We start from the raw sequence: 20,960 nt of genomic DNA, 5'->3' as shown, positions 1-20,960 counted from the left end.
TCGCCGCCCACCTCATCCCAGGCGGCTATCGAGGGCTTGCAGCGCCTCCAGCGCGCCGCAGGCCAGGCCGACGCCGAACGCCGGTGCCACGTCGGGCTCACGCACATTGATGCGCACGATGCGCCCGCCGTGCGCCGCGACCATCAGCTGACCGAAGTGGCGCACCGACGGCACGGCGGTACCGGCACCGATCTCGATGACGACGCAGCGCTCGACTTGCGCCAGCCAGCGCTGCAGCCGGTGCGACTGCGCGTCGTGGCGGTCCGACACCCAGCCCCAGTCACCGAACATCAGCAGGTTGGGCCGCGCCAGCCCGCCGCAGCCGGGGCAGGCAGGTAGCGCGCCGCGCCAGCGGCACTTGGCTTCGTCGATGTCAGGCTCGAGGCCGTCGGCCGGCCACGGCGCCTGTCCGCAGCCGTCCAGGCACTGCAGCCAGTTCAGCGAGCCGTGGCACTCGTGCAGCAGCGCGTCGCCGAAGCCCGCGCGCTGGAACTGGCCGTCGACGTTGCTCGTGAACACGGCGAGGCCCTGCGGTGCTCGCTCGCCCCATTGCTTCAGCAGCGCAAAGCCGGCATGTGGCACGGTGCGGCGGTACAGTGCCAGCCGGTGGCCGTAGAAGCCCCAGGCGAGGTGTGGGTCGCGCTCGAAGGTGCGTGGCGACGCGACGCTCGTGAAGTCCAGCCCGGCGCGGCCCAGCGCCGGGTAGGCGCGCCAGAAGCCATCGCGGCCGCGGAAGTCCGGCAGGCCGGAGTCCACGCCCATGCCGGCGCCGGCGGCGACGATGAGGGCATCGGCCTGCGCGATCAGCCCGGCGGCCTCAATCAGGGCCGCGTCGTTCATGCGTCCGGCCCGGTGCTGGCCTGATGGCTGTCCCAGCCGCCGCGCTGGGCGCGACGGTGCGCCTCATCGGCCTCGCGCTCGGCGGCCATCTGCTGCTCGAACTGCTGGCGACCGAGCTTGGCGGCGGCGATCAGCGCGTTCTCATCGCCCTGCAGCGGCACCATCTGGTTCAGCACGTCGATGTTGTGGCGCCGGAAGCGCATCGCCTGGCGGCGCGCGGCGTGGGGTTCCATGCCGGTCAGCTCCAGCACGCTGCGGGCGCTCATCAGCGCCGAGTCGAAGGTCTCGCGCTCGATGTGGCGCACGCCGGCCGCGTGAAGCTGGTAGTAGTGCTGCACGTTGCGCGCGCGGGCGACGACGGTGAGCCGCGGGAAATGCGCGTGCGCCAGCTGCGCGATCTCGACGCTCTGGTCGATGTCGTCGATGGCGATGACCAGCACGCGGGCGGTCTCGGCGCCGGCGCTCTTGAGCAGGTCCAGCCGCGTCGCGTCGCCGTAGTGCACCGTCCAGCCGAACTTGCGCAGGCCTTCGATGGCTTCGGCGTCCTGGTCCAGCACGGTGGCCTCGATGCCGTTGGCGCGCAGCATGCGGCCCACGACCTGGCCGTAGCGGCCGCTGCCGGCAATGATGATGGGCGCGGGCGGCGGTGGTGCTTCGTCGCGCTTCTTCTTCGCGCCGATGCGGGCCAGCTTCTGCGACATGAGGCGGTCGCCGCCGGTCAGCAGCAGCGGCGTCAGCGCCAGCGACAAGGCCACGGCCGCCACCAGCGCGGAGTTCTGCGCCGCGGTGATCATGCCTTCGCCTTGTGCGAGCTGGAACACGACGAAGCCGAACTCGCCGCCCTGGGCCAGCAGGATGATGAAGGCGGGCCGCTCGACGAGCGGGATCTTCATCGCCTTGGCCATCAGCACCAGCACGAAGATCTTGCAGACCAGCAGCGTCGCCAGCACGGCCAGCACCAGGCCCGGCTGGCTGGCCACGGCCTTCAGGTCCAGCCCCATGCCGACGGCGATGAAGAACAGGCCCAGCAGCAGGCCCTTGAACGGCTCCAGGTCGGTCTCCAGTTCGCGGCGGTACTCGCTTTCGGCCAGCAGCACGCCGGCGAGGAAGGCGCCCAGCGCCATCGACAGGCCCACCGCCTGCATCAGCGCGGCCGTGCCCAGCACCAGCAGCAGCGCGGCGGCGGTGAAGATCTCGGGCGTCTTGCTCTGCGCGATCCAGCGCAGCGCCGGGCGCAGCAGCAGCCGGCCGCCGAACACGATGGTGACGATGGCGCCCACGGCCTTGGCCGCCGCCAGCCAGGTCTTGCCGTCGCCGTCGTCGTGCGCGCCGCTCAGCGCCAGCACCGGCACCAGCGCCAGCACGGGGATGGCCGCGATGTCCTGCAGCAGCGCGACCGACAGGATGCTCTCTCCCGCCGTCGTGCGGCCCAGGTTGCGCTCGGCCAGCACGGCCAGCGCGACGGCCGTGGACGACATCGCCAGGCCCAGGCTGACGACGACCGACAGCCGCCACGGCGTACCCAGCGCGATGCCGACGGCCGTCAGCACGGCCGCGCAGCCCAGCAGCTGCACGCTGCCCCAGCCGAAGATGGGCCGGCGCATGGCCCACAGCCGCTTGGGCTCCAGCTCCAGGCCGACGAGGAACAGCATCAGCACGACGCCCAGCTCGGCGACCTCGGGAATGGCGGTGGAGTCGGGCACCAGGTTCAGCGCCGCCGGGCCTACGGCTAGGCCGGCGACGAGGTAGCCCAGGATGGAACCCAGCCGTGCCCAGCGCGCCAGCGGCACGGCGACGACCGCCGCGGCAAGGAAGACCAGCGGGAGCTGCAACCAGTGGCCATGGCTCATGCGGCGCTCCCGTCCAGCGCGGAGAACATCGCCGGCCGCTCATCCAGCGCCACGGCCTCCTCGTCGCCCACGGCGGGCTCGACGAGGTGGTGGCACCACTCGGGGTAATGCGCCAGCCGTTTCACGAAGAGTTCGGCATGGGCCTGGACCTCGGCCGGCGTCGCGCGGTGGGCGGCGTGCAGGATCTGCGGCGGCAGCCAGTTCATGCCGCAGGTGCGGGCCGACTGCCGGTAGGGCAGCAGGAAGTCGTCGATGGGGTGGTGGTTGTGCCCCCCTGGCGCATAGGCCTCGGCGCTGCCGCCCGTGGAGGCGACCAGCCAGAAGTCCTTGCCGTGCAGCGCCGTGCCGCCGGGGCCATAGGCCCACCCGAGGTGGGCCACTTCGTCCAGCCACAGCTTCTGCAGCGCCGGCATGCTGTACCAGTAGATGGGGTGCAGCATGACGACCAGCTGGGCCGCCTGCAGCGCACGCTGCTCGGCGTCGATGTGGATGTGGAAGTCGGGGTAGAGGCGGTAGAGGTCGCGCAACTCCACGCGGCCTGCTACGGGCGATGCGCGCAGTGTGTCGATGAGCGTGCGCGTGGCGAAGGAGCGGCCCAGGTCGGGGTGGGCGGCGAGGACGAGGATGTCGCGGACGGCGGCTTGGGACATGGCCCGAGAGGGTACCTTGCCGGCATGGCCCTGCCCCACCGCCGGTGGCGGTTCTCAGAACTTGAAGGCCAGCCCCACCTCGGCCTTCTGCTGCGTGAAGCGGCCGCCATCGCCACTGCGCGAGCCGTAGTGGTTGTATTCGACAGTGGCCGACAGCTGGGGCGCGAGCTTCCATTCCAGGCCGCCGCCGAACAGCGGGCGCACGAAGGACTCGCGATCGGAATGGCCCAGCGAGTCGCTGGCCTTCAACCGGTTCACGGCGACGCCGAGCCTGCCGAAGAGTGCGAAAGACTCGCCGAGCGGCGTGCTGCCCCGCGCCGCCAGGTAGACGACGCTGGATGCGAGCCTGGCCTGCGCAGACGAGCCAGGCACCGGGTCGGTGGCGTGCCAGCTGCCGAAGGCACCGTAGCCCAGTTCGGCAGCCCAATCGGGCGTGAACTGCAGCCCGGCGTAGAGCTTGACCGCGCGCGGGTGGTTGTCGTTGCCGACGTTGCGGCCGTTGATGCTGAAGTTCGCCTCGCCCGGCGTGGCAAGGTTGATGCCGACGTACGGGTCGGCGGCGTGCGCGGAAGCTGCGAGGAGAAGTGTGGTGGTTGCGAGGAACAAGGCTTTCAAAACGGCTCCCGGTCGGGTGAAGCAAGTGACCGGGTCATTGTTGAAAGCCTCGCCTTAAGGAACACCCAAGACAGAGGCCGGCAGCCGCAGCTCGAAGCGCACGCCATGGCCGCCGGGCCGCGCCAGGCCGTCGCCGAGTGAGACGTCGCCGCCGAGCCGCTCGGCTGCCCGCGCCACGATGGCCAGGCCCAGGCCGCTGCCCGGCATGTCGTGCCCTGTGCCACGCCAGAAGCGCTCGAACACCAGCGATCGGTCCGCCGGGGCAATGCCCGGGCCGTCGTCGGCCACGGCGAGCCGCGGCCCGTCGGGCGAGTCTTGAAGGCACACCTCGATGCGCCCGCCCCGACCCACGTAGCGCAGCGCGTTGTCTAGCAGGTTCTGCAGGATCGAGTGCAGCGCCGTGGCGTCGATGCGAACGGGCATCCGCTCCGGCGCATGCAGCGCCAGCGCGATGCCGCGATCGCGCGCGAGCGGGGCCTGCTCGGCCAGCCGGGCTGCGCAGAAGTGGGCGAGGTCGAGGGTGATTGGCGCGGTGGGCTGTTCGTTGTCGAGGCTGGCCAGGTCCAGCAATTGCCGCGACAGGTGGGCGCTGCGCGCGATGGCCCGCTGCAGCGCGGCGGCCGCCGCGTCCCGGGAGGCAGGGTCGTTCGCTTGCACGAGGGCATGGGCCTGCGTGGCGACGACGGCCAGCGGCGTGCGCAGCTCGTGAGCGGCCTCGTGAACGAATGCGCGTTCGCGCTCCCGGCGCAGGCGCAGGCGCTGGAGCAGCGCATCGAAGGCCTGCCCCAGCGGGCGCAGCTCGCCGTAGCGCAGGTCGACGCCCAGGGGCGCGAGGTCCTGCCTCAGGTCCAGCCCGTGCAGCCGCCGTGCGAAGTGGCGCAGCGGCGCTAGGCCCGTGTACACGGCGATCCACAGTGGCAACAGCATCAGCGGGAATCCCAGCAGCAGTTGCTTGCCCAGCTCCCAGCTCGCGAAACTCAACAGGCTGGCCCGCGACAGTGCCGGCTCGGCCAGCCTCAGCGACCAGTGCGGGCCGTCTTGCCGGTAGGTCCAGTAGGTCCTGCCCGCGATCTGGTGTTCGCCGACGCCGGGTTTGTCGAGGTCGAACGCCGTCGCGGACGCGTAGGCCGGGCGGCCGTCGGGCCCGATGAGGCGTGCCAGCAGCGGGCCCTGCGTCATGCGCTGCGACTCGCGCAGGCGGTTGACGTGGCGCAGGTGGCCGTCAAGCACGCGGGCGGCCAGCGTGTCGTCGCCGATCTCCTCCAGCCCCGCCGCGAGCTCGCGGCCGTACTGGCGAATGCCTGGATCGGTGGCCAGCGTGTCCTGGATGTCGAGCTGGTCTTCCACCAACAGCAGCACGGCGCACAGGGTGAAGGCCAGCAGAAGCGCACCGATCAGCCGGCGTGTCAGCGTGGGCCGCAGCCATCCCGGCGTGCCGCTCATGCGCATTCCAGCCAGTAGCCCACGCCGCGCAGCGTGCCGATGCGGTCTGCGCCGATCTTGCGGCGCAGGTTGGCCAGGTGCACTTCCAGCGTGCCGAACTCCAGCGGCTCGCCCAGCGGCGCGAGGCGCTGGGCGAGTTGGTGCTTGGGCACCACGCCACCCCGCTCGCGCGCCAGTTCCAGCAGCAGCTGGTATTCGCGCGGCGAAAGCGCCAGCTCCGTGCCGTCCAGCAAGGCGCGCTGGCGGCGCGGCTCCATGGTCAGGCGTCCCAGCACCCACTGGTCGCTGGCCTGCTGGGCGCTGCGCCGGAGCACCGAGCGCAGCCGCGCGATCAGTTCGGGCATCTCGAAGGGCTTGATGACGTAGTCGTCTGCGCCACCGTCGAAGCCGGCCAGACGATCCTCCAGCGCCGAGCGCGCGGTGATGACGATGACCGGCACCGTGCTGCCCTGGCGGCGCCAGCGCGTCAACAGCTGGCGGCCGTCCCCGTCAGGCAGCGTCTGGTCCAGCAGCACGGCGTCCTGGGCGGCGGGGTCCAGCTGCGGCGGTGCATCGTGGACGCGGCGCAGCCACGTGCTGCTGTGGCCCTCGGTGCGCAGCGCCGCCTGCAGCGCGCGGCCCAGGTCGAGATCGTCCTCAATCAAAAGAATGTGCATGGGGTGGTGAGGGGCGGTGTCGCCTGGGGAACGGCCGGGCAGGGCGCGCGAGGGTAACGTAGCCGCACCGTCCTTCGTTTCGTCACGCCGCATGCGCCATTTCGACTCCCTCGCCGACCTTGAGCCCCTGATCGGCCAACCGCTGGGCCACAGCGACTGGATCAGCGTCGACCAGTCCCGCGTGAACGCCTTCGCCGAGGCCACCGAGGACCGGCAGTGGATTCACGTCGACCCCGAGCGCGCCAAGGCCGGGCCTTTCGGCGGGCCGATCGCGCACGGCTTCCTGACGCTGTCGCTGATCCCGTACTTCTTCGAGACCGGCTTCGCGGTGCGCGAGACGCGCATGGTCGTCAACTACGGCCTCAACAAGGTGCGCTTCACGGCGCCGGTGCCGGTGGGCAGCCGGCTGCGCGCGGCGTTCACGCTGCTGGCCATGGACGACGTGGCCGGCGGCGCGGTGCAGCTGACGGTGGAGGTGGCCGTGGAGGCCGAAGGTATGACCAAGCCGGTCTGCATGGCGCAGAGCCTGGCGCGTCATTACCGCTGAAATAGCCGGCTAGCATCGCGGCCTTTCAACGACCGCTGCTCCTGCCGCCATGGCCTCCAGCCTGCTAGTTCTTCTCGACGACATCACCACCGTGCTTGACGACGTGGCGACCATGACCAAGGTCGCTGCGAAGAAGACCGCCGGCGTGCTGGGCGACGACCTGGCGCTGAACGCGCAGCAGGTCACCGGCGTGAATGCCGACCGCGAGTTGCCGGTCGTCTGGGCCGTTGCGAAGGGATCGCTGATCAACAAGGCCATCCTCGTGCCCGGCGCGCTGGCTATCGCCGCGTTGCTGCCCTGGGCGATCACGCCGCTGCTGATGGTGGGCGGCGCCTACCTGTGTTTCGAGGGCTTCGAGAAGTTGGCGCACAAGTTCCTGCACAGCGCCGAGGAGGACGAGGTCCACCACGAAGAGCTGATCAAGGCCATCGCCGACCCGGCGGTGGACATGGCAGCTTACGAAAAGGACAAGGTGAAGGGCGCGATCCGCACCGACTTCATCCTGTCCGCCGAGATCATCGTCATCGCGCTGGGCACGGTGGCGGGCACCTCGCTGCTGAACCAACTGGCCGTGCTGGTGGCCGTGTCGATCGCGATGACGCTGGGCGTCTACGGCTTCGTGGCCGGCATCGTGAAGATGGACGACGTGGGGCTGTGGCTGTCGCGCAAGTCGGGCGCGGCGAAACAGGCGGTCGGTCGCTTCCTGCTGGCGGCTGCGCCGCGGCTGATGAAACTGCTGACCGTGCTGGGCACGGCGGCGATGTTCCTCGTCGGCGGCGGCATCCTCGTGCACGGCATCGCGCCGTTGCACCATGCCATCGCGCATCTGGCCGAGGGCCAGGCCTGGCTCGTCGCAGCGGTATTGGAGAACGGTGCCAACGCGCTGGCGGGCGTGGTGGCCGGTGCGCTGGTGCTGGCCGGTGTGACGGCCGTGCAGAGGCTGCGTGGCAAGTAAGCAGTCAGGTGGGCTTGTACGCCAGCCGCACGTAGATCGGTGCGAACGCCTCGGCCTGCGTGATCTCCAGCAGGCGCTCTCGCGCCAGCTCCAGCATCGCGATGAAGGTGACGACCAGCACGGCCTGGCCGCGTGTCACGTCGAAGAGGTTCTCGAACTCGACGAAGCGCTGTCCCTGCAGCCGGCGCAGCACGATGCTCATGTGCTCGCGCACCGACAGTTGCTCGCGGCTGATCTTGTGATGCTGGTTGAGCTTGGCGCGCTTGAGGATGTCCAGCCAGGCCTCGCGCAGGTCGTTGGCATTGACGTCCGGGAAGGTCGGCGTCAGCGACTGCTCGATGTGGACCTGGGCACGCAGGAAGTCGCGGCCCAGCACGGGCAGGCGGTCCAGCCGCGCGGCGGCCAGCTTCATCTGCTCGTACTCCAGGAGGCGCCGCACGAGCTCGGCGCGCGGGTCTTCCACTTCCTTGCCGTCCTCGCTTTTCTTGGGCGGCAGCAGCATGCGCGACTTGATCTCGATGAGCATCGCCGCCATCAGCAGGTACTCGCTGGCCAGCTCGAGGTTGTGCCGGCGGATCTGGTCGACGTAGCTCAGGTACTGGCGCGTGACGTCGGCCAGCGGGATGTCGAGGATGTTGAAGTTCTGCTTGCGGATCAGGTACAGCAGCAGGTCCAGCGGGCCCTGGAACGCTTCCAGGAAGACTTCCAGTGCATCCGGCGGGATGTAGAGGTCCAGCGGCATCTGGAACAGCGGCTCGCCGTACAGGCGAGCGACAGCCACGGTATCTACGGCTTCCGGTAGATCCGATGAAATCTCGGTGTTTTCGTCCGTGGTGACCGTCGACATCGGCAGGTCGTGTGGTGCCCTGCGGGCACTCAAGGGACGAACGTCAGGCCTTCGTCTGGTAGACGTAGGGCTGCTGAGCCACTCGGGCCTCGTTGAAGCCGGCTTGGGCGGTGCGGTCCTGCTCCTTGTCCCACAGCAGCGCGCGGCCGGCGCGCTGTTCGGCTTCCAGCGTGGGGCGCTGGGCCTTCAGCTGCTCGATGAAGTTGGTGACTTCGGACTTGTAGGGCTTCCAGAACAAGGGCATGGCGGGTCTCGCAATCTAATCACGGGATTATCGGGCACGCAGCCGGCCGAGATCGTCGAGTGCCGGCACGGCGCCGAGGAAGGCGAGCAGTCCTGCCAGCGGCAGCGTGGCTGCGTAGCCGATGGCCTTGAAAGCCCAGGCGCCGGCGACGCCGCCGACGGCGAAGGCCAGCAGCAGGCCGCCCAGCAGGCGCAGCTTGACGGTATTGACCGCGACCGGCGTGCCGCCCATGCCGTACAGGGCGCGGCCGATCTCGATGCCCAGGTCGGTGACGATGCCCGTCACGTGGGTGGTGCGGATCTCGGAGCGCGAGACCTTGGTGATCAGCGCGTTCTGCAGGCCCATCGTGAAGCACAGCACCGACACGGTGGCCGGCACGAACAGCGCGTGCAGCCCGGCCAGCCAGGTGCCCAGCAGGCCGAAGACGAGCAGTGCGGCCGCCTCGACCAGCAGCGGCAGCGCGAAGATGCTGTGTGCCTGGCGCTGCCGGCCCATGTTGACCAGCACGGCGGTCGTCGCCGCGCCGGTGGTGAAGAAGAGCAGGGCGCCCAGGGCCGTGATCAGCGCCTGCGACTGGCCCAGCACCAGGCCGTCGGCCGCGGCCGAGATCATGCCGGTCATGTGCGAGGTGTACTGCTGCACGGCCAGGAAGCCGCCGGCATTGGTGGCGCCGGCCACGAAGGCCAGCATCCAGCCCAGGTGGGCGTTGCCGTCGGCAGTGCGTTCGACCGCCAGCAGGCGGCGGGCGTAGTCAGTGGGCATGGGCGCGATCCGGGCGGTCTGCGGTGGGGACGATTGTCGCCACGCCCGAAGGCCGCGTCAGCGCACGCGCATGCCGGGTTGCGCGCCGGGGCCGGGCTCCAGCACGAAGATGCCGGGGTGGGCCTTCTCGTCGGCGTGGCTGGCGGCCAGCACCATGCCCTCGCTGATGCCGAACTTCATCTTGCGCGGCGCGAGGTTGGCGACCAGCACGGTCAGCTTGCCCTCGAGGTCTTCGGGCTTGTAGGCGGACTTGATGCCGCTGAAGACGTTGCGTGTGCGGCCTTCACCGGCGTCCAGTGTCAGGCGCAGCAGCTTGTCCGAGCCTTCGACGTGCTCGGCCTTGACGATCTTGGCGATGCGCAGGTCGACCTTGGCGAAGTCATCGATCTTGATCTCGGCCGCGATGTCCTCGCCACCGGGCACGACCTTGGGCGCGGGCGGGGCCTCGAACAACTGCTCGACCTTGGCCGTGTCGACGCGCTGCATCAGGTGCTGGTAGGCGCCGATCTGGTGGGCGCCCAGCGCGCGGGCGCTGTCGCTCCACTTCAGCGGCTCGACCTTCAGGAAGGCCTCGACCTGCACGGCCAGCGCGGGCAGCACGGGCTTGAGGTAGATCGTCAGCAGGCGGAAGGCCTCGATGCAGACGCTGCAGACGTCGTGCAGCGCCGCATCCATGCCTTCCTGCTTGGCCAGCTCCCAGGGCTTGTGCTGGTCGACGAACTCGTTGACCTTGTCGGCCAGCGCCATGATCTCTCGCAGCGCCTTGCCGAACTCGCGCGTCTCGTAGAGCTCGGCGATCGCGGCGCTCTGGCCGCGCAGCGCGTCCAGCAGCATGCGGCCCTCGACGCCGAGGTCGGCGCTGAGCCGGCCGTCGAAGCGCTTGGTCAGGAAGCCGGCCGCGCGCGACGCGATGTTGATGAACTTGCCGACCAGGTCGCTGTTGATGCGGGCCGCGAAGTCCTCGGGGTTGAAGTCGATGTCCTCGACCTTGGCGTTGAGCTTGGCGGCGATGTAGTAACGCAGCCATTCGGCATTGAGACCCAGGCTCAGGTACTTCAGCGGGTCCAGGCCGGTGCCGCGGCTCTTGCTCATCTTCTCGCCGCCATTGACGGTCATGAAGCCGTGCACGAACACGTGGTTGGGCGTCTTGCGGCCGCTGAAGTGCAGCATCGCCGGCCAGAACAGCGTGTGGAAGTAGGTGATGTCCTTGCCGATGAAGTGGATCTGCTCCACCGACTCGTCGGCCATGAAGGCATCGAAGTCTTTCCCGATCTTGCCGAAGTAGTTCTTCAGCGAAGCCAGGTAGCCGATGGGCGCATCCAGCCAGACGTAGAAGTACTTGCCCGGCGCGTCCGGGATCTCGATGCCGAAGTAGGGCGCGTCGCGGCTGATGTCCCAGTCGCTGAGGCGGTTGTTGCCTTCCTCGTCGGGCTCGAACCATTCGCGGATCTTGTTCAGCACTTCGGGCTGCAGGCGACCGGGCTCCTGCGTCCACTGCGTCAGGAAGTCGACGCAGCGCGGGTCGCTGAGCTTGAAGAAGTAGTGCTCGCTGGTCTTGAGCACCGGCGTGGCGCCGGACAGCACCGAGTACGGGTTCTTCAGTTCGGTCGGCGCGTAGACGGCGCCGCAGACCTCGCAGGAGTCGCCGTACTGGTCCTTCGCGCCGCACTTCGGGCACTCGCCCTTGATGAAGCGGTCCGGCAGGAACATGGACTTGGCCGGGTCGAAGAACTGCTCGATGGTCTTCGTCGAGATCAGCTCGTTATGACGCAGCGACAGGTAGACGGCCTTGGACAGCTCATGGTTCTCCGGGCCGTCCGTCGAGTGCCAGTTGTCGAAGCTGATGTGGAAGCCGTCGAGGTACTGCTTGCGGCCGGCCGCAATGCCGGCAACGAACTCCTGCGGCGTTTTCTGGGCCTTCTCGGCCGCGATCATGATCGGCGCGCCGTGGGCGTCGTCCGCGCAGACGAAGTGCACCTGCGAGCCCGCCATGCGCTGGAAGCGCACCCAGATGTCGGCCTGGGTGTACTCCATGATGTGGCCGATGTGGAAACCGGCGTTCGCGTAGGGCAGGGCGGTGGTGACGAAGAGCTGGCGGGGCATTGGACGCGACGGGACGGGACGGGAAAACCTTGGATTCTAGGTTTGCGGATCGGCGGGTTCGGCCGGGGCGGCGGCACCGTCTTCGGCCTGGGGCTCCTCCGGTGCCGTGTCGTCGCCAGGCTTGCCGTTGAGCTTGCGCTGGCGCTTCTCTTCGGCCTTGCGCTTCTTGGCCAGCTCGCGCTGGCGTTTCTCGTAGCTGTAGTTCGGGGTGGCCAAATGGACTCTCCTTTGAGCGGTGCGGCTGGCCCAATGTAGCTTGCGTCGGGCCTCCGGGTGCTCCCAAGTTGGCGCCGAAAGCTCCACTGCGCCTCAAGGATCGCCGTTAAGTCACTGATTCGTAATGCTTCTGCAAGCTATCCACTGAGTCTGTGGAAAACTTTGTGGAGAACCCCCTCGCATCGACGCCAAGCCCTTGTGTGATGCGGGTCCGCTTAGGTTGCTGTTTTTTTAAGCAAATCCAGGCGGGCTATATAAATCAATAACTTAGCGATGTTGCTGGGTTCGGTGGGCGAACGAGAGGACTCAGGGTCTAAAAAGCTTGACGCCTGCCAGAAGTGGGGATAAGTCAAGCCGCCGCGGACCGATGTCACGGGTCCGGATGACAGATCGATGTCGTTTGTCCCCGCCAACTGTGGACAAGTCTGTGGGCCGGCTGACGACAGCGGCGCTAAGTGCTTGATCGGCCAGTGCCGGACTTGCGCTGCCCGTTTTTGAGGCGATCGCGCACGGCAGGCTTGGGGTCAGTCCCCTAGGGGCCTGTTTCGGCGCGGCGGCTAAACTCGCGGCCTTTTGAACGGGCGGCAGCGGCGCAGATGGTGGACATGACGAGGGAGGGCGGCGGGCGCAGGAGCGCTTCACGCACCGGTACTTTCGAACTGAAGTCGCGCCGCTTCAGCCTGCTGGGGCTGGTGCTGCACAGCGCCGACATGGCCGAACTCGCCGCCGACTGGGCCGAGCGGGCCGGTGCCGGTGGCTTCGAGCATGAGCCCGTCGTCATCGACCTCAGCAACGTGCCCCGCGCGCCGGCAGCCGCCGCGGCGGAAGGCCAGGCCGCGCTGGCGCTGGACGGCCCGGCACCGGTGGATCTGAAGGCCATCGTCGCGCTGCTGCGCGCGAGCCAGCTGCAGCCTGTGGCCGTGGCCGGTGCGACGGCCGAGGAACTGGCGCTGGCGCGCGAGCTGGGCCTGGCCGATGCGGCCGACGAGCCCGCCGTCGCGGCGCCGGCCGCGCCAGCCGAGACCGTGCGCGAAGTGGTGCGCGAGATCACCGTCGAGAAGATCATCGAGCGCCCGGTTCCCGTTGCGTCGCCCGCGCCGACGCTGGTTGTCGACAAGCCGCTGCGCTCCGGCCAGCGCATCTACGCCAAGGGCGGCGACCTCGTCGTGCTGGCGCTCGTGAACCATGGCGCCGAGGTCATCGCCGACGGCAGCGTGCACGTCTACGCACCGCTGCGTGGCAAGGCCATCGCCGGCGCGCGCGGCGACACGTCGGCGCGCATCTACGCGCACAGCCTGGAGGCGGAGCTGCTGTCCATCGCCGGCATCTACCGCACGACCGAGAACCCGCTGCCCGCCGACGTCGCCGGCAAGCCGGCCCAGGTCTATCTCGACGGCGAGAAGCTGCTGATGCAGCCGCTCGTTTTCTGAGCCCCGAACCCCGATTGAATTGAACGAACAGGAAAGCTCCAGATGACCACCAAGATCGTCGTCGTCACCTCCGGCAAGGGCGGGGTCGGCAAGACCACCACCAGCGCGAGCTTCGCCACCGGCCTCGCGATGCGCGGCTTCAAGACCTGCGTCATCGACTTCGACGTGGGCCTGCGCAACCTCGACCTCATCATGGGCGTCGAGCGCCGCGTCGTGTACGACCTCATCAACGTCGTCAACGAAGAGATCAAGCTGACGCAGGCGCTGATCAAGGACAAGCAGCTCGACAAGCTCTACATCCTGGCCGCCTCGCAGACGCGCGACAAGGACGCGCTGAAGCAGGAAGGCGTCGAGCGCGTGCTCAACGAGTTGAAGGAGATGGAGTTCGACTACATCGTCTGCGACTCGCCGGCCGGCATCGAGACCGGTGCGCTGATGGCCATGCACTACGCCGACGAGGCGCTGGTGGTGACCAACCCCGAGGTCTCGTCGGTGCGCGACAGCGACCGCATCCTCGGCATGCTGAGCAGCAAGACCAAGCGCGCCATCGAGGGCGGCGAGCCCGTGAAGGAGCATCTGCTCATCACGCGCTACAACCCGAATCGCGTCGAAGGCGGCCAGATGCTGAGCCTGGACGACATTCACGAGATCCTGCGCACGCCGCTGATCGGCGTCATCCCGGAAAGCGAGAGCGTGCTGCAGGCGTCCAACCAGGGCACGCCGGCCATCCATCTGGCCGGCACCGACGTGGCCGAGGCCTACAAGGACGTCGTGGCGCGATTCCTCGGCGAGGACAAGCCGATGCGCTTCACCGAGGCCGTGAAGCAGAGCTGGTTCAAGCGCGTCTTCGGGGCGAAGTAAGGAGGCCGAGCGATGGGATTCCTGAACTTCTTCCTCGGCGAGAAAAAGAGCTCCGCCAGCGTCGCGAAGGAGCGGCTGCAGCTCATCCTCGCGCACGAACGCAACGGCCGCAGCGCCAGCCCCGACTACCTGCCGCAGCTGCAGCGCGAGCTGGTGGCCGTCATCAGCAAATACGTGTCGATCAACCCCGACGACATCAAGGTCCACATGGAGCGCCAGGGCGACCTGGAGGTGCTCGAGGTGAAGATCGAACTCCCGGAGGCTGCGCCGGGGCGCTAGAGCGCCTGCGGATTGCGATCCCGGGTAACCGTAGTGCCCCACGCGGGCCGGGCGCCGGGCCGCCCCAAGCCGGCCCGCGTTGGCGATGTGTTCGCGGCTAGAAGCCGCGGACATCGCCGTCCCCTCGGGGGACCGGCCAGACGCACCGCGTTCAGCGGCGTGCGGCTGGACGAGGGGCTCACTGCAGCCTGAAACTCGCGACCGACTGCACGAGGCCGGAGGCCTGCTCGCGCAGGCTCTCGGCCGCCGCGGCGGCCTCCTCGACGAGCGCGGCGTTCTGCTGCGTCATCTGGTCGAGCTGCTGCACCGCCTGGCCGATCTCGCCCAGCGTCGTCGACTGGTTGGCGCTGGCCTCGGAGATCTCGCCGATGATGCGGCGCACACGCTGCACGCTGCCGACCACCTCGCGCATCGTCTCGCCGGTGTCGGTGACCAGGCGGCTGCCGGCGTCGACACGCTCGACGCTCGCAGTGATCAGGCTCTTGATCTCCTTGGCCGCCTCGGCGCTGCGCTGGGCCAGCGAGCGCACCTCGCCGGCCACGACGGCGAAGCCCCGGCCCTGCTCGCCCGCGCGGGCCGCTTCCACGGCGGCATTGAGCGCCAGGATGTTGGTCTGGAACGCGATGCCGTCGATGACGCCGATGATGTCGGCGATCTTGCCGGACGACTGCTGGATGTCGTTCATCGTGCTGATGACGCGCTCGACCATCTCGCCGCCGCGATCGGCCACCTGCGACGCGGTCTGCGCCAGCGTGTTGGCCTCGCGCGCCGAGTCGGCATTCAGTCGCACGCTGTCGCTCAGCGTGGCCATCGCGGCGCCGGTTTCCTCCAGGTTGCTGGCGGCATGCTCGGTGCGCTGCGACAGGTCGGTGTTGCCGGTCGCGATCTCCGCGGCGGCCAGTTGCACCTGGTCGGCGGCGCGGCGCACGCCGGCGATCGTGCCCGCGAGGCGTCCCTGCATGTCGACCAGGGCCTGGCCCAGTGCAGCCATCTCGTCACGGCCCTCGACCGCCGTGCGCTGGCTCAGGTCGCCACTGGCGATCGCGTGGCTCAACGCCTGGGCCTGGGCCAGTGGCGCGGTCACGGAGCGCGTGATGATGAGCGCGATGGTCACACCCAGCGCGAGCGCGACAACCAGCAGCGTCAGCACGACCTGCTTGGCCGTGCGGGCCTCCTGCTGGGCCTCGTCTCGCGCCGTGTGCAGCACCGTGCGGGTGTGCTCGGCGTATTGGTCGATGGCCGTGAGATAGCGCTCCATGGCCGGGATGAGCTCCTTGGCGCTGCGCTCGTTGATGTTGTCTCCGGCCGCCTTGCCCTTGATGACCGATTCGCGAGCCTCCTGGTAACTCTTGCGGGCGGCGTTGATGACCTCCATCAGGCGGTCGGACTCGGACGTCTTGCTGATCTCGTCGAGCTCGCTCTGGATCTTGTCGATGCGAGCCGAGATCTCCTTGGAGCGGGCGGTGAACGCCTTGACGAAGCCCTCATCCTCGACGATCAGCGCGACGATGCGGCGCTGGATGTTGCCCTCGGTCAGGCCGGCCCATTGGCGCGACAGCTCCAGCGCGTGCATGTCCACCTCGACCAGATGGTCGATGCGCTGGCTCAGCATCGAGACGCGCAGCACGCCGACGGCCGACGCCACGGTCATCAGCAGCATGACCAGCGCAAAGCCGGTCAGCACGCGCGACCGCAATTGCCATTGGTTGAGTTTGAACATTGCCGCACCTTCCTGTTTCGCGAAGGCGGCATGCTCGCGCACTTCCGTGAAAACCCTTGGATTTCTGGGAAGGCGGGCTGTGAACTATTGCGCGCCGGCCTCGCGGCCGTCAGCACCCGGGCGGGTTGGGCCCTGCCGAATCACTCGCGAGCGCTGCGGGCCTGTTCGCGTCGCATGAACAGGTACAGGCTCTCGACCTTGGCGCGCGCCCACGGCGTCTTGCGCAGGAACTTCAGGCTCGATGACACGCTCGGGTCGATGCGAAAGCACTTGATCTCGATGCGCTGGCCCAACTCGGCCCAGCCGAAATACTCGACCAGCGCGTTCACGATGGCCTCCAGCGTCATGCCGTGCAGCGGGTCTTTGGATGCGGTCGTCGTGTTCATTCGTGTGTGAACTGGTCCGAGTTCTTGCCCTTGAACTGGGCGTAGTAGCGCTTGATCTCGGCCATGTCGGCCTCGACGTCGCCGGTGGGTGTGAACAGCGGGCCAAGCCCCACGAGCTTGCGCGGATAGTCCATGTAGGCCATCACGATGGGCAGCTTCGCCGTGACGGCAATCCAGTAGAAACCGGTCTTCCAGTAGATGGTCTTGCTGCGCGTGCCCTCGGGCGGCACGATGAGCTGCACCGGGCCGTCGGCCGCCTCCAGCGCGGCTGCGGAGGCCGCGACGAGGTTGGTCGACTTGCTGCGGTCCACGGCGATGCCGCCCAGCCAGCGCATCAGGCCGCCGAACGGGAACTTGAAGATCGACGCCTTGCCCATCCAGTACGGCGTGAGCCGCAGCGCGAAGGCGGCGAAGAGGGTGTACGGCAGGTCCCAGTTGCTGGTGTGCGGCGCGGCGATGAAGACGCTCTTGCGCGCTTCGGGCAGCAGTTCGCCCTGGACCGTCCAGCCGGCTGCCTTGAGCCAGGCGAGTGAGAAGCCGCGCAACAAGGTACTGACGACGGGCGTCGTGAAGATGGTGCGGTGCATGGCCGCGATTGTCCCGTGTCACGCTGCTGCCTCAATCTGAGGCAGCGCAAGAAAACGCCTTTCGTGCCAAGCACTTGCCGCTTTCGCCCGCAGGGTGTTCACGGGTTTGTCCACAGATGCTGTGGATGGCGGTTCCCGTGCTGTGGGTTTCCCTGTCACGGAACTGCCTCAAAGTGAGGCAGGGTAGGAAAAGCCTTGTGGCACCAAGCACTTGGCGACTCCGCCCGCAGGCTGTTCACGGGTTTGTCCACAGGCGCTGTGGATGGTCCGAGCGGCTCATGCCTGTGTTCCTGCAGTCCGTCGCATGGCGCATGCTTTCGCGCCACACCGCCGCGATGCTGCGCGCCGTTCAACCCACCCGTTTGCACCCATGCGCCAAGTCCAGATGCCCGTCGCCGTCCTGCTGTCCCTGTTGATCGGCGCAGCCCACGCCGGCCAGCCCGCCACGCCCGCAACGATGGCGGCCTACGCTGACAAACTGCTCGACGAGCAGAAGGTCAGCCGCGACGGCCCCGGTGTCACCGTGCTTGTCGCACGTGGCGACCAGCTGCTCTACAAGGGCGCCCGTGGCGCGGCCAGCATCGAGCTGGGTGTGCCCATGCAGCCGGACAACCTGCTGCGCATCGGCTCCATCACGAAGCAGTTCGCCGCCGCGGCGCTGCTCAAGCAGATCGACGAGGGCAAGGCGAAGCTGGACGACCCGCTGTCCAGGTTCCTGCCGGACTATCCCAACGGCAGCAAGATCACGCTGGCGCAGCTGCTCAACCACACGTCCGGCGTGAAGAGCTACACCGGCATCCCCGGCTACATGGCCGAGCCCATCAAGCGCGACCTGAGCACGGCGGAGCTGATCAAGGAGTTCAAGGACCTGCCCGTCGACTTCGCGCCCGGCGAGAAGTGGGCCTACAACAACTCCGGCTACGTGCTGGTCGGCGCCGTCGTCGAGGCCATCTCCGGCAAGCGCTGGTACCAGAGCGTGGACGAGCTGCTGCTGAAGCCGGCCGGCATCACGAACGTGACCTACGAGGCCGGCGACAAGCTCTTCAAGGGCATGGCGCGTGGCTACACGCTGAACGGCTCGGGCGAGGTGGCGCCGGCCAGCATGCTCAGCATGACGCAGCCGCACGCGGCCGGCGCGCTGATCGCCAACACGGAAGGGCTGTGGCGCTGGAACCAGGCGCTGCACGGCGGCAAGCTCATCAGCCAGGCCAGCTACCAACGCATGACGACGCCCGAAGGCGCCGCCAAGCCGCACAGCTACGGCTTCGGCATCGCCAGCGTCAGGCTGCGCGACCAGGTCGTGCTGGCCCACAACGGCGGCATCCCTGGCTTCTCGTCGCTGTTGAACTACCTGCCGGCCAGCCAGACCACCGTCGTCATCCTGCGCAACAGCGACAGCGGCGGCTTCGCCCAAGACATGGTGGCGCAGAAGCTGGCGGCGTTTGCGATCGGCGAGCCGTTCCCGGACACCGTGCCCGTCGCCGTGCCGGTCGAGCAACTCAGGGTCGCCGAGGGACTCTTCGGTCGCGAAGGCAATCAGACACGGACGCTGCGGGTCAAGGATGGCGTGTTGCAGAGCCAGCGCAGCGGGGGCCCAGTCGTGCCGTTGGTCCCGTTGGGGGGTGATCGTTTCGCCTTCCCTGAATCGGTGGCCCAGCTGCAGCTGGAGCGCGGCGCTGACGGCAAGGTCTCGGCGCTGACAGTCTTCAACAACGGCGAGAAGCAGGGCGAGCGCTGGACGCGCAGCGGCGAGCTGCCGCCCGAGCGCGAGTTCATCCAGCTGAGTGCCGCGCAGATGGGGGCGCTGGTGGGCGAGTACAGCGCGCCGCAGTTCTCGATCAAGGTCTTCATCAACGACAAGGGCCGCCTGATGGGCCAGGCGCCGGGGCAGCCTGCGTTCGAGCTGCTGGCCACGACGCCGCGCCAGGTCCATGTGCCGCAGGTCGGGGCGCAGCTGGACTTCGGTGCCGAGGAGGGCAAGGCCGGCTCGGCGACGCTGACGCAGGGCGGCCAGACGCTGGTGATGCCGCGCAAGCTCTAGACGGCTGATACGCGCAGCGTCACGTCGCTGCGCGGCTCGGCCACGCAGGGCAGCACCCAGCCCTCGGCCTTTTCCTCGGCCGACAGGCCCGGCCACGGGATGCGATGCTCGATGCGGCCGTCTACGAGCTGCGAGATGCAGCTGCGGCAGGTGCCGTTGCGGCAGGACCACGGCAGCGTGACGCCGGCGGCCAGCCCCGCCAGCAGCAGCGGCTGGTCGGCTGCGCAGTTGAACGTCTCGCCGCCGGGCAGCAGCGTGACGCGGTACAGCGGAATCGGGGCTGTCTCGGACATGACCGCCATCATGCCGCCCGCGCTAGGGCCTGTTAACGCTACGGCAGTAGGCCGCGAAGGCCATTCGCCAGGGGGCAATCAAGGCGCAACGCGCAGCCCGCATTGATATGCGGGCCAGCGGTGCAACGCGGAGTGCCCCCTGGCGAATGGCCTTCCCGTAGGGTTGTAACCAAAAAGCCCGCGCGCGGCGTTGCAAATCCTCGCCGGGTGCCCAACCCGGCTGCGGTTTGCGCCTTGCCCGCGGGCTTTCGGGCTCCAACGCGGTCTGCTGCCGTAGCGTTAACAGGCCCTAGGATGCACCCCGCCGGCCGAGAAGCCGGCAGCGTTCTCAGGGCGGGGCGGAATTCCCCACCGGCGGTATGTGCGCAAGCACGAGCCCGCGAGCGCCTTCGCCACGCCAGTGGCAAAGGGTCAGCAGACCTGGTGCGATGCCAGGGCCGACGGTCACAGTCCGGATGAAAGAGATCGCGTGGCGGAAACGCCGGGCAGCCTTTGCGGGCTTGTCCGGCGTTTGCCGTGGCGTACCCGCGTCGAGCAGGTGCGCCGCTGCTGCGTGCGCTTGCCCTGATTCTGGAAAAACCGTCTTTCAAGAGGACACCATGAATCAGACCCTTCCTCCTCTCGCCAGGCCGCCTCGCGTGGCCATCGTTGCCGCCAGCTGGCACAAGGACATCGTCGGCGTCGCCGTGTCGGCCATCCGGCACGAGTTCGACCGATGTCGGATCACCGCCGAGCAGGTCACCGTCATCGACGTTCCCGGCGCGTTCGAGATCCCGCTGCATGCCAGGCGCCTCGCGCGCACCGGCCGCTTCGACGCCATCATTGCCTGCGGTCTCGTCGTCGATGGCGGCATCTACCGGCATGATTTCGTCGGCCAGGCCGTCATCAGCGCGCTGATGCAGGTACAGCTGGAGACCGACGTGCCGGTGTTCTCCGCCGTGCTGACGCCGCACCAGTTCCACGAGCATGGCGAGCACAAGCGCTTCTTCGCCGAGCACTTCGTCACCAAGGGCGTGGAGGTGGCGCGCGCCTGCGTGGCGACAATCGAGAGCCTGAGCCGGCTCGAAGCGCTGGCCACCTGACCCCGGCGCGGCGCGCTCCCTGGCGAGCGCGCCGCGCCTTTTGACTCCTTCCATGCTCGCCGCCCGCTACCTCGCCGGCTATCCGCCCGAACTCATCCAACAGGCCGAACAGCTGCGCCTGGATGGTCGCCTCGCCGACCACCTCGCGCGCCGCCTGCCCGAGCGCCACGACGTGCGCAGCGACTCCGCGCTGTTCGCCTACGTGCAGGAGCTGAAGACCCGCCACCTGCGCAACGCCGAGCCGCTGAACTTCGTCGGTTACGACGCCAAGCTGCGCGTGCTGCAGCATGCATTGGGCACGCACACGCGGCGCACGCAGGTGCAGGGATCGAAGCTGAAGATGCGCCGCGAGATCCGCGTCGCGACGCTGTTCAAGGAGGCGCCGGCCGCGCTGCTGCGCATGATCGTCGTGCATGAGCTGGCCCACCTGCGCGAGCTGGAGCACAACAAGCCGTTCTACAAGCTGTGCCAGCACATGGAGCCGGACTACTTCCAGCTTGAGTTTGATCTGCGGCTGTACCTCATGAATCAAGAGGAGCAGAAGTGATCCTTC

23 protein-coding genes and 1 riboswitch are annotated in these 20,960 nt (G+C 68.4%); of the genes, 8 read left to right on the top strand and 15 right to left on the bottom strand.

Features of this window, described 5'->3' with window-relative positions; genetic code table 11:
- Window positions 1–12 precede the first annotated feature (12 nt).
- The 6 genes from ACG04R_RS11675 to ACG04R_RS11650 are packed head-to-tail and all read right to left on the bottom strand — an operon-like array spanning window position 13 to window position 6,054.
- Complete coding sequence (locus ACG04R_RS11675) at window positions 13–840, bottom strand: SIR2 family NAD-dependent protein deacylase (protein WP_394409978.1); 828 nt, start codon at window positions 838–840, stop codon at window positions 13–15.
- Window positions 837–2,690, bottom strand: coding sequence for a glutathione-regulated potassium-efflux system protein KefC (gene kefC, locus ACG04R_RS11670; protein ID WP_394409975.1), 1,854 nt, complete (start codon window positions 2,688–2,690; stop codon window positions 837–839). Before kefC ends, ACG04R_RS11675 begins: the two co-directional genes overlap by 4 nt.
- The gene (gene kefF, locus ACG04R_RS11665; protein WP_394409972.1) at window positions 2,687–3,340 is read right to left on the bottom strand and encodes a glutathione-regulated potassium-efflux system oxidoreductase KefF; all 654 of its coding nucleotides are present in this window, start codon (window positions 3,338–3,340) and stop codon (window positions 2,687–2,689) included. Before kefF ends, kefC begins: the two co-directional genes overlap by 4 nt.
- A gap of 54 nt (window positions 3,341–3,394) precedes the next feature.
- Window positions 3,395–3,955, bottom strand: coding sequence for an outer membrane beta-barrel protein (locus ACG04R_RS11660; RefSeq protein WP_394409969.1), 561 nt, complete (start codon window positions 3,953–3,955; stop codon window positions 3,395–3,397).
- A 54-nt stretch (window positions 3,956–4,009) separates the two neighbouring features.
- Window positions 4,010–5,398 carry a sensor histidine kinase gene (locus tag ACG04R_RS11655; protein WP_394409966.1) on the bottom strand — a complete coding sequence of 463 codons (1,389 nt, stop codon included), beginning with the start codon at window positions 5,396–5,398 and terminating at the stop codon, window positions 4,010–4,012.
- Complete coding sequence (locus ACG04R_RS11650; RefSeq protein WP_394409963.1) at window positions 5,395–6,054, bottom strand: response regulator; 660 nt, start codon at window positions 6,052–6,054, stop codon at window positions 5,395–5,397. The genes ACG04R_RS11655 and ACG04R_RS11650 overlap by 4 nt, the downstream gene beginning before the upstream one ends.
- Before the next feature lie 91 nt (window positions 6,055–6,145).
- Between ACG04R_RS11650 and ACG04R_RS11645 the strand changes: the two genes are divergently transcribed.
- Window positions 6,146–6,601 carry a MaoC family dehydratase gene (locus tag ACG04R_RS11645; RefSeq protein WP_394409960.1) on the top strand — a complete coding sequence of 152 codons (456 nt, stop codon included), beginning with the start codon at window positions 6,146–6,148 and terminating at the stop codon, window positions 6,599–6,601.
- Between the two features lie 49 nt (window positions 6,602–6,650).
- Window positions 6,651–7,556: a DUF808 domain-containing protein gene (locus tag ACG04R_RS11640; protein ID WP_394409957.1), complete on the top strand. Its 906-nt coding sequence runs from the start codon at window positions 6,651–6,653 to the stop codon at window positions 7,554–7,556.
- 4 nt (window positions 7,557–7,560) lie between these two features.
- Here ACG04R_RS11640 and ACG04R_RS11635 read toward each other — a convergent pair whose 3' ends face one another.
- Genes ACG04R_RS11635 through ACG04R_RS11615 form a run of 5 tightly spaced genes read right to left on the bottom strand, consistent with a single transcriptional unit; the run spans window position 7,561 to window position 11,728 of the window.
- Entirely contained in the window at window positions 7,561–8,403 is an 843-nt protein-coding gene (locus ACG04R_RS11635) for a segregation and condensation protein A (RefSeq protein WP_394409954.1), read from the bottom strand.
- 43 nt (window positions 8,404–8,446) lie between these two features.
- A complete protein-coding gene (locus tag ACG04R_RS11630; protein WP_394409951.1) occupies window positions 8,447–8,647 on the bottom strand; it encodes a DUF3460 family protein in 201 nt (66 codons plus the stop codon).
- 27 nt (window positions 8,648–8,674) lie between these two features.
- On the bottom strand, window positions 8,675–9,409 hold the full coding sequence (locus ACG04R_RS11625) for a YoaK family protein (protein WP_394409948.1): 735 nt from the start codon (window positions 9,407–9,409) through the stop codon (window positions 8,675–8,677).
- Window positions 9,410–9,466: 57 nt separating this feature from the next.
- Window positions 9,467–11,512 carry a methionine--tRNA ligase gene (gene metG, locus ACG04R_RS11620; protein ID WP_394409944.1) on the bottom strand — a complete coding sequence of 682 codons (2,046 nt, stop codon included), beginning with the start codon at window positions 11,510–11,512 and terminating at the stop codon, window positions 9,467–9,469.
- A gap of 36 nt (window positions 11,513–11,548) precedes the next feature.
- On the bottom strand, window positions 11,549–11,728 hold the full coding sequence (locus ACG04R_RS11615) for a hypothetical protein (protein ID WP_394409941.1): 180 nt from the start codon (window positions 11,726–11,728) through the stop codon (window positions 11,549–11,551).
- A gap of 605 nt (window positions 11,729–12,333) precedes the next feature.
- Between ACG04R_RS11615 and minC the strand changes: the two genes are divergently transcribed.
- From minC to minE, 3 genes are read left to right on the top strand one after another with little or no spacing between them, the layout of a single operon-like run.
- Window positions 12,334–13,158, top strand: a complete 825-nt coding sequence (gene minC, locus ACG04R_RS11610) for a septum site-determining protein MinC (RefSeq protein ID WP_394409938.1) — start codon at window positions 12,334–12,336, stop codon at window positions 13,156–13,158.
- Between the two features lie 42 nt (window positions 13,159–13,200).
- Window positions 13,201–14,019 carry a septum site-determining protein MinD gene (gene minD / locus ACG04R_RS11605; RefSeq protein WP_394409935.1) on the top strand — a complete coding sequence of 273 codons (819 nt, stop codon included), beginning with the start codon at window positions 13,201–13,203 and terminating at the stop codon, window positions 14,017–14,019.
- 12 nt (window positions 14,020–14,031) lie between these two features.
- On the top strand, window positions 14,032–14,298 hold the full coding sequence (gene minE, locus ACG04R_RS11600) for a cell division topological specificity factor MinE (RefSeq protein WP_394409932.1): 267 nt from the start codon (window positions 14,032–14,034) through the stop codon (window positions 14,296–14,298).
- 178 nt (window positions 14,299–14,476) lie between these two features.
- Here minE and ACG04R_RS11595 read toward each other — a convergent pair whose 3' ends face one another.
- The 3 genes from ACG04R_RS11595 to ACG04R_RS11585 form a co-directional block, all read right to left on the bottom strand.
- Complete coding sequence (locus ACG04R_RS11595) at window positions 14,477–16,018, bottom strand: methyl-accepting chemotaxis protein (RefSeq protein ID WP_394409929.1); 1,542 nt, start codon at window positions 16,016–16,018, stop codon at window positions 14,477–14,479.
- 140 nt (window positions 16,019–16,158) lie between these two features.
- The gene (locus ACG04R_RS11590) at window positions 16,159–16,404 is read right to left on the bottom strand and encodes a VF530 family protein (protein WP_394409926.1); all 246 of its coding nucleotides are present in this window, start codon (window positions 16,402–16,404) and stop codon (window positions 16,159–16,161) included.
- Window positions 16,401–16,991, bottom strand: coding sequence for a 1-acyl-sn-glycerol-3-phosphate acyltransferase (locus tag ACG04R_RS11585; protein WP_394409923.1), 591 nt, complete (start codon window positions 16,989–16,991; stop codon window positions 16,401–16,403). The genes ACG04R_RS11590 and ACG04R_RS11585 overlap by 4 nt, the downstream gene beginning before the upstream one ends.
- A gap of 370 nt (window positions 16,992–17,361) precedes the next feature.
- Between ACG04R_RS11585 and ACG04R_RS11580 the strand changes: the two genes are divergently transcribed.
- Window positions 17,362–19,032: a serine hydrolase domain-containing protein gene (locus ACG04R_RS11580; protein WP_394409920.1), complete on the top strand. Its 1,671-nt coding sequence runs from the start codon at window positions 17,362–17,364 to the stop codon at window positions 19,030–19,032.
- Here ACG04R_RS11580 and ACG04R_RS11575 read toward each other — a convergent pair.
- On the bottom strand, window positions 19,029–19,325 hold the full coding sequence (locus ACG04R_RS11575) for a 2Fe-2S iron-sulfur cluster-binding protein (RefSeq protein ID WP_394409917.1): 297 nt from the start codon (window positions 19,323–19,325) through the stop codon (window positions 19,029–19,031). The two genes, ACG04R_RS11580 and ACG04R_RS11575, sit on opposite strands and share 4 nt — an antisense overlap.
- 320 nt (window positions 19,326–19,645) lie before the next feature.
- A riboswitch (FMN riboswitch) is annotated at window positions 19,646–19,796 on the top strand.
- Window positions 19,797–19,924: 128 nt separating this feature from the next.
- On the opposite strand from ACG04R_RS11575, the gene ACG04R_RS11570 reads away from it, so the two are divergent.
- Together ACG04R_RS11570 and ACG04R_RS11565 are read left to right on the top strand one after the other, a co-directional pair.
- A complete protein-coding gene (locus ACG04R_RS11570; protein WP_394409914.1) occupies window positions 19,925–20,407 on the top strand; it encodes a 6,7-dimethyl-8-ribityllumazine synthase in 483 nt (160 codons plus the stop codon).
- Between the two features lie 52 nt (window positions 20,408–20,459).
- A complete protein-coding gene (locus ACG04R_RS11565) occupies window positions 20,460–20,954 on the top strand; it encodes a YgjP-like metallopeptidase domain-containing protein (protein ID WP_394409911.1) in 495 nt (164 codons plus the stop codon).
- The last annotated feature ends 6 nt before the right edge of the window (window positions 20,955–20,960 follow it).

Origin of the sequence: Pelomonas candidula (assembly GCF_043555985.1) — a bacterium.
In the GTDB taxonomy this organism is placed as follows: domain Bacteria; phylum Pseudomonadota; class Gammaproteobacteria; order Burkholderiales; family Burkholderiaceae_C; genus Pelomonas; species Pelomonas candidula.
The sequence above is the reverse complement of the archived record's forward strand: the minus strand, read 5'-3'. Positions and strand labels throughout refer to the sequence as shown.

What these genes read in the sequence shown, in the direction of transcription:
- ACG04R_RS11590 (WP_394409926.1), bottom strand. Translation starts at nt 16,404, where the DNA reads ATGAACACGACGACCGCATCCAAAGACCCGCTGCACGGCATGACGCTG.
- ACG04R_RS11595 (WP_394409929.1), bottom strand. Translation starts at nt 16,018, where the DNA reads ATGTTCAAACTCAACCAATGGCAATTGCGGTCGCGCGTGCTGACCGGC.
- ACG04R_RS11650 (WP_394409963.1), bottom strand. Translation starts at nt 6,054, where the DNA reads ATGCACATTCTTTTGATTGAGGACGATCTCGACCTGGGCCGCGCGCTG.
- ACG04R_RS11640 (WP_394409957.1), top strand. Translation starts at nt 6,651, where the DNA reads ATGGCCTCCAGCCTGCTAGTTCTTCTCGACGACATCACCACCGTGCTT.
- ACG04R_RS11655 (WP_394409966.1), bottom strand. Translation starts at nt 5,398, where the DNA reads ATGAGCGGCACGCCGGGATGGCTGCGGCCCACGCTGACACGCCGGCTG.
- ACG04R_RS11585 (WP_394409923.1), bottom strand. Translation starts at nt 16,991, where the DNA reads ATGCACCGCACCATCTTCACGACGCCCGTCGTCAGTACCTTGTTGCGC.
- kefC (WP_394409975.1), bottom strand. Translation starts at nt 2,690, where the DNA reads ATGAGCCATGGCCACTGGTTGCAGCTCCCGCTGGTCTTCCTTGCCGCG.
- minC (WP_394409938.1), top strand. Translation starts at nt 12,334, where the DNA reads ATGACGAGGGAGGGCGGCGGGCGCAGGAGCGCTTCACGCACCGGTACT.
- kefF (WP_394409972.1), bottom strand. Translation starts at nt 3,340, where the DNA reads ATGTCCCAAGCCGCCGTCCGCGACATCCTCGTCCTCGCCGCCCACCCC.
- ACG04R_RS11630 (WP_394409951.1), bottom strand. Translation starts at nt 8,647, where the DNA reads ATGCCCTTGTTCTGGAAGCCCTACAAGTCCGAAGTCACCAACTTCATC.
- ACG04R_RS11625 (WP_394409948.1), bottom strand. Translation starts at nt 9,409, where the DNA reads ATGCCCACTGACTACGCCCGCCGCCTGCTGGCGGTCGAACGCACTGCC.
- minD (WP_394409935.1), top strand. Translation starts at nt 13,201, where the DNA reads ATGACCACCAAGATCGTCGTCGTCACCTCCGGCAAGGGCGGGGTCGGC.
- ACG04R_RS11570 (WP_394409914.1), top strand. Translation starts at nt 19,925, where the DNA reads ATGAATCAGACCCTTCCTCCTCTCGCCAGGCCGCCTCGCGTGGCCATC.
- minE (WP_394409932.1), top strand. Translation starts at nt 14,032, where the DNA reads ATGGGATTCCTGAACTTCTTCCTCGGCGAGAAAAAGAGCTCCGCCAGC.
- ACG04R_RS11675 (WP_394409978.1), bottom strand. Translation starts at nt 840, where the DNA reads ATGAACGACGCGGCCCTGATTGAGGCCGCCGGGCTGATCGCGCAGGCC.
- ACG04R_RS11580 (WP_394409920.1), top strand. Translation starts at nt 17,362, where the DNA reads ATGCGCCAAGTCCAGATGCCCGTCGCCGTCCTGCTGTCCCTGTTGATC.
- ACG04R_RS11635 (WP_394409954.1), bottom strand. Translation starts at nt 8,403, where the DNA reads ATGTCGACGGTCACCACGGACGAAAACACCGAGATTTCATCGGATCTA.
- ACG04R_RS11645 (WP_394409960.1), top strand. Translation starts at nt 6,146, where the DNA reads ATGCGCCATTTCGACTCCCTCGCCGACCTTGAGCCCCTGATCGGCCAA.
- ACG04R_RS11575 (WP_394409917.1), bottom strand. Translation starts at nt 19,325, where the DNA reads ATGTCCGAGACAGCCCCGATTCCGCTGTACCGCGTCACGCTGCTGCCC.
- metG (WP_394409944.1), bottom strand. Translation starts at nt 11,512, where the DNA reads ATGCCCCGCCAGCTCTTCGTCACCACCGCCCTGCCCTACGCGAACGCC.
- ACG04R_RS11565 (WP_394409911.1), top strand. Translation starts at nt 20,460, where the DNA reads ATGCTCGCCGCCCGCTACCTCGCCGGCTATCCGCCCGAACTCATCCAA.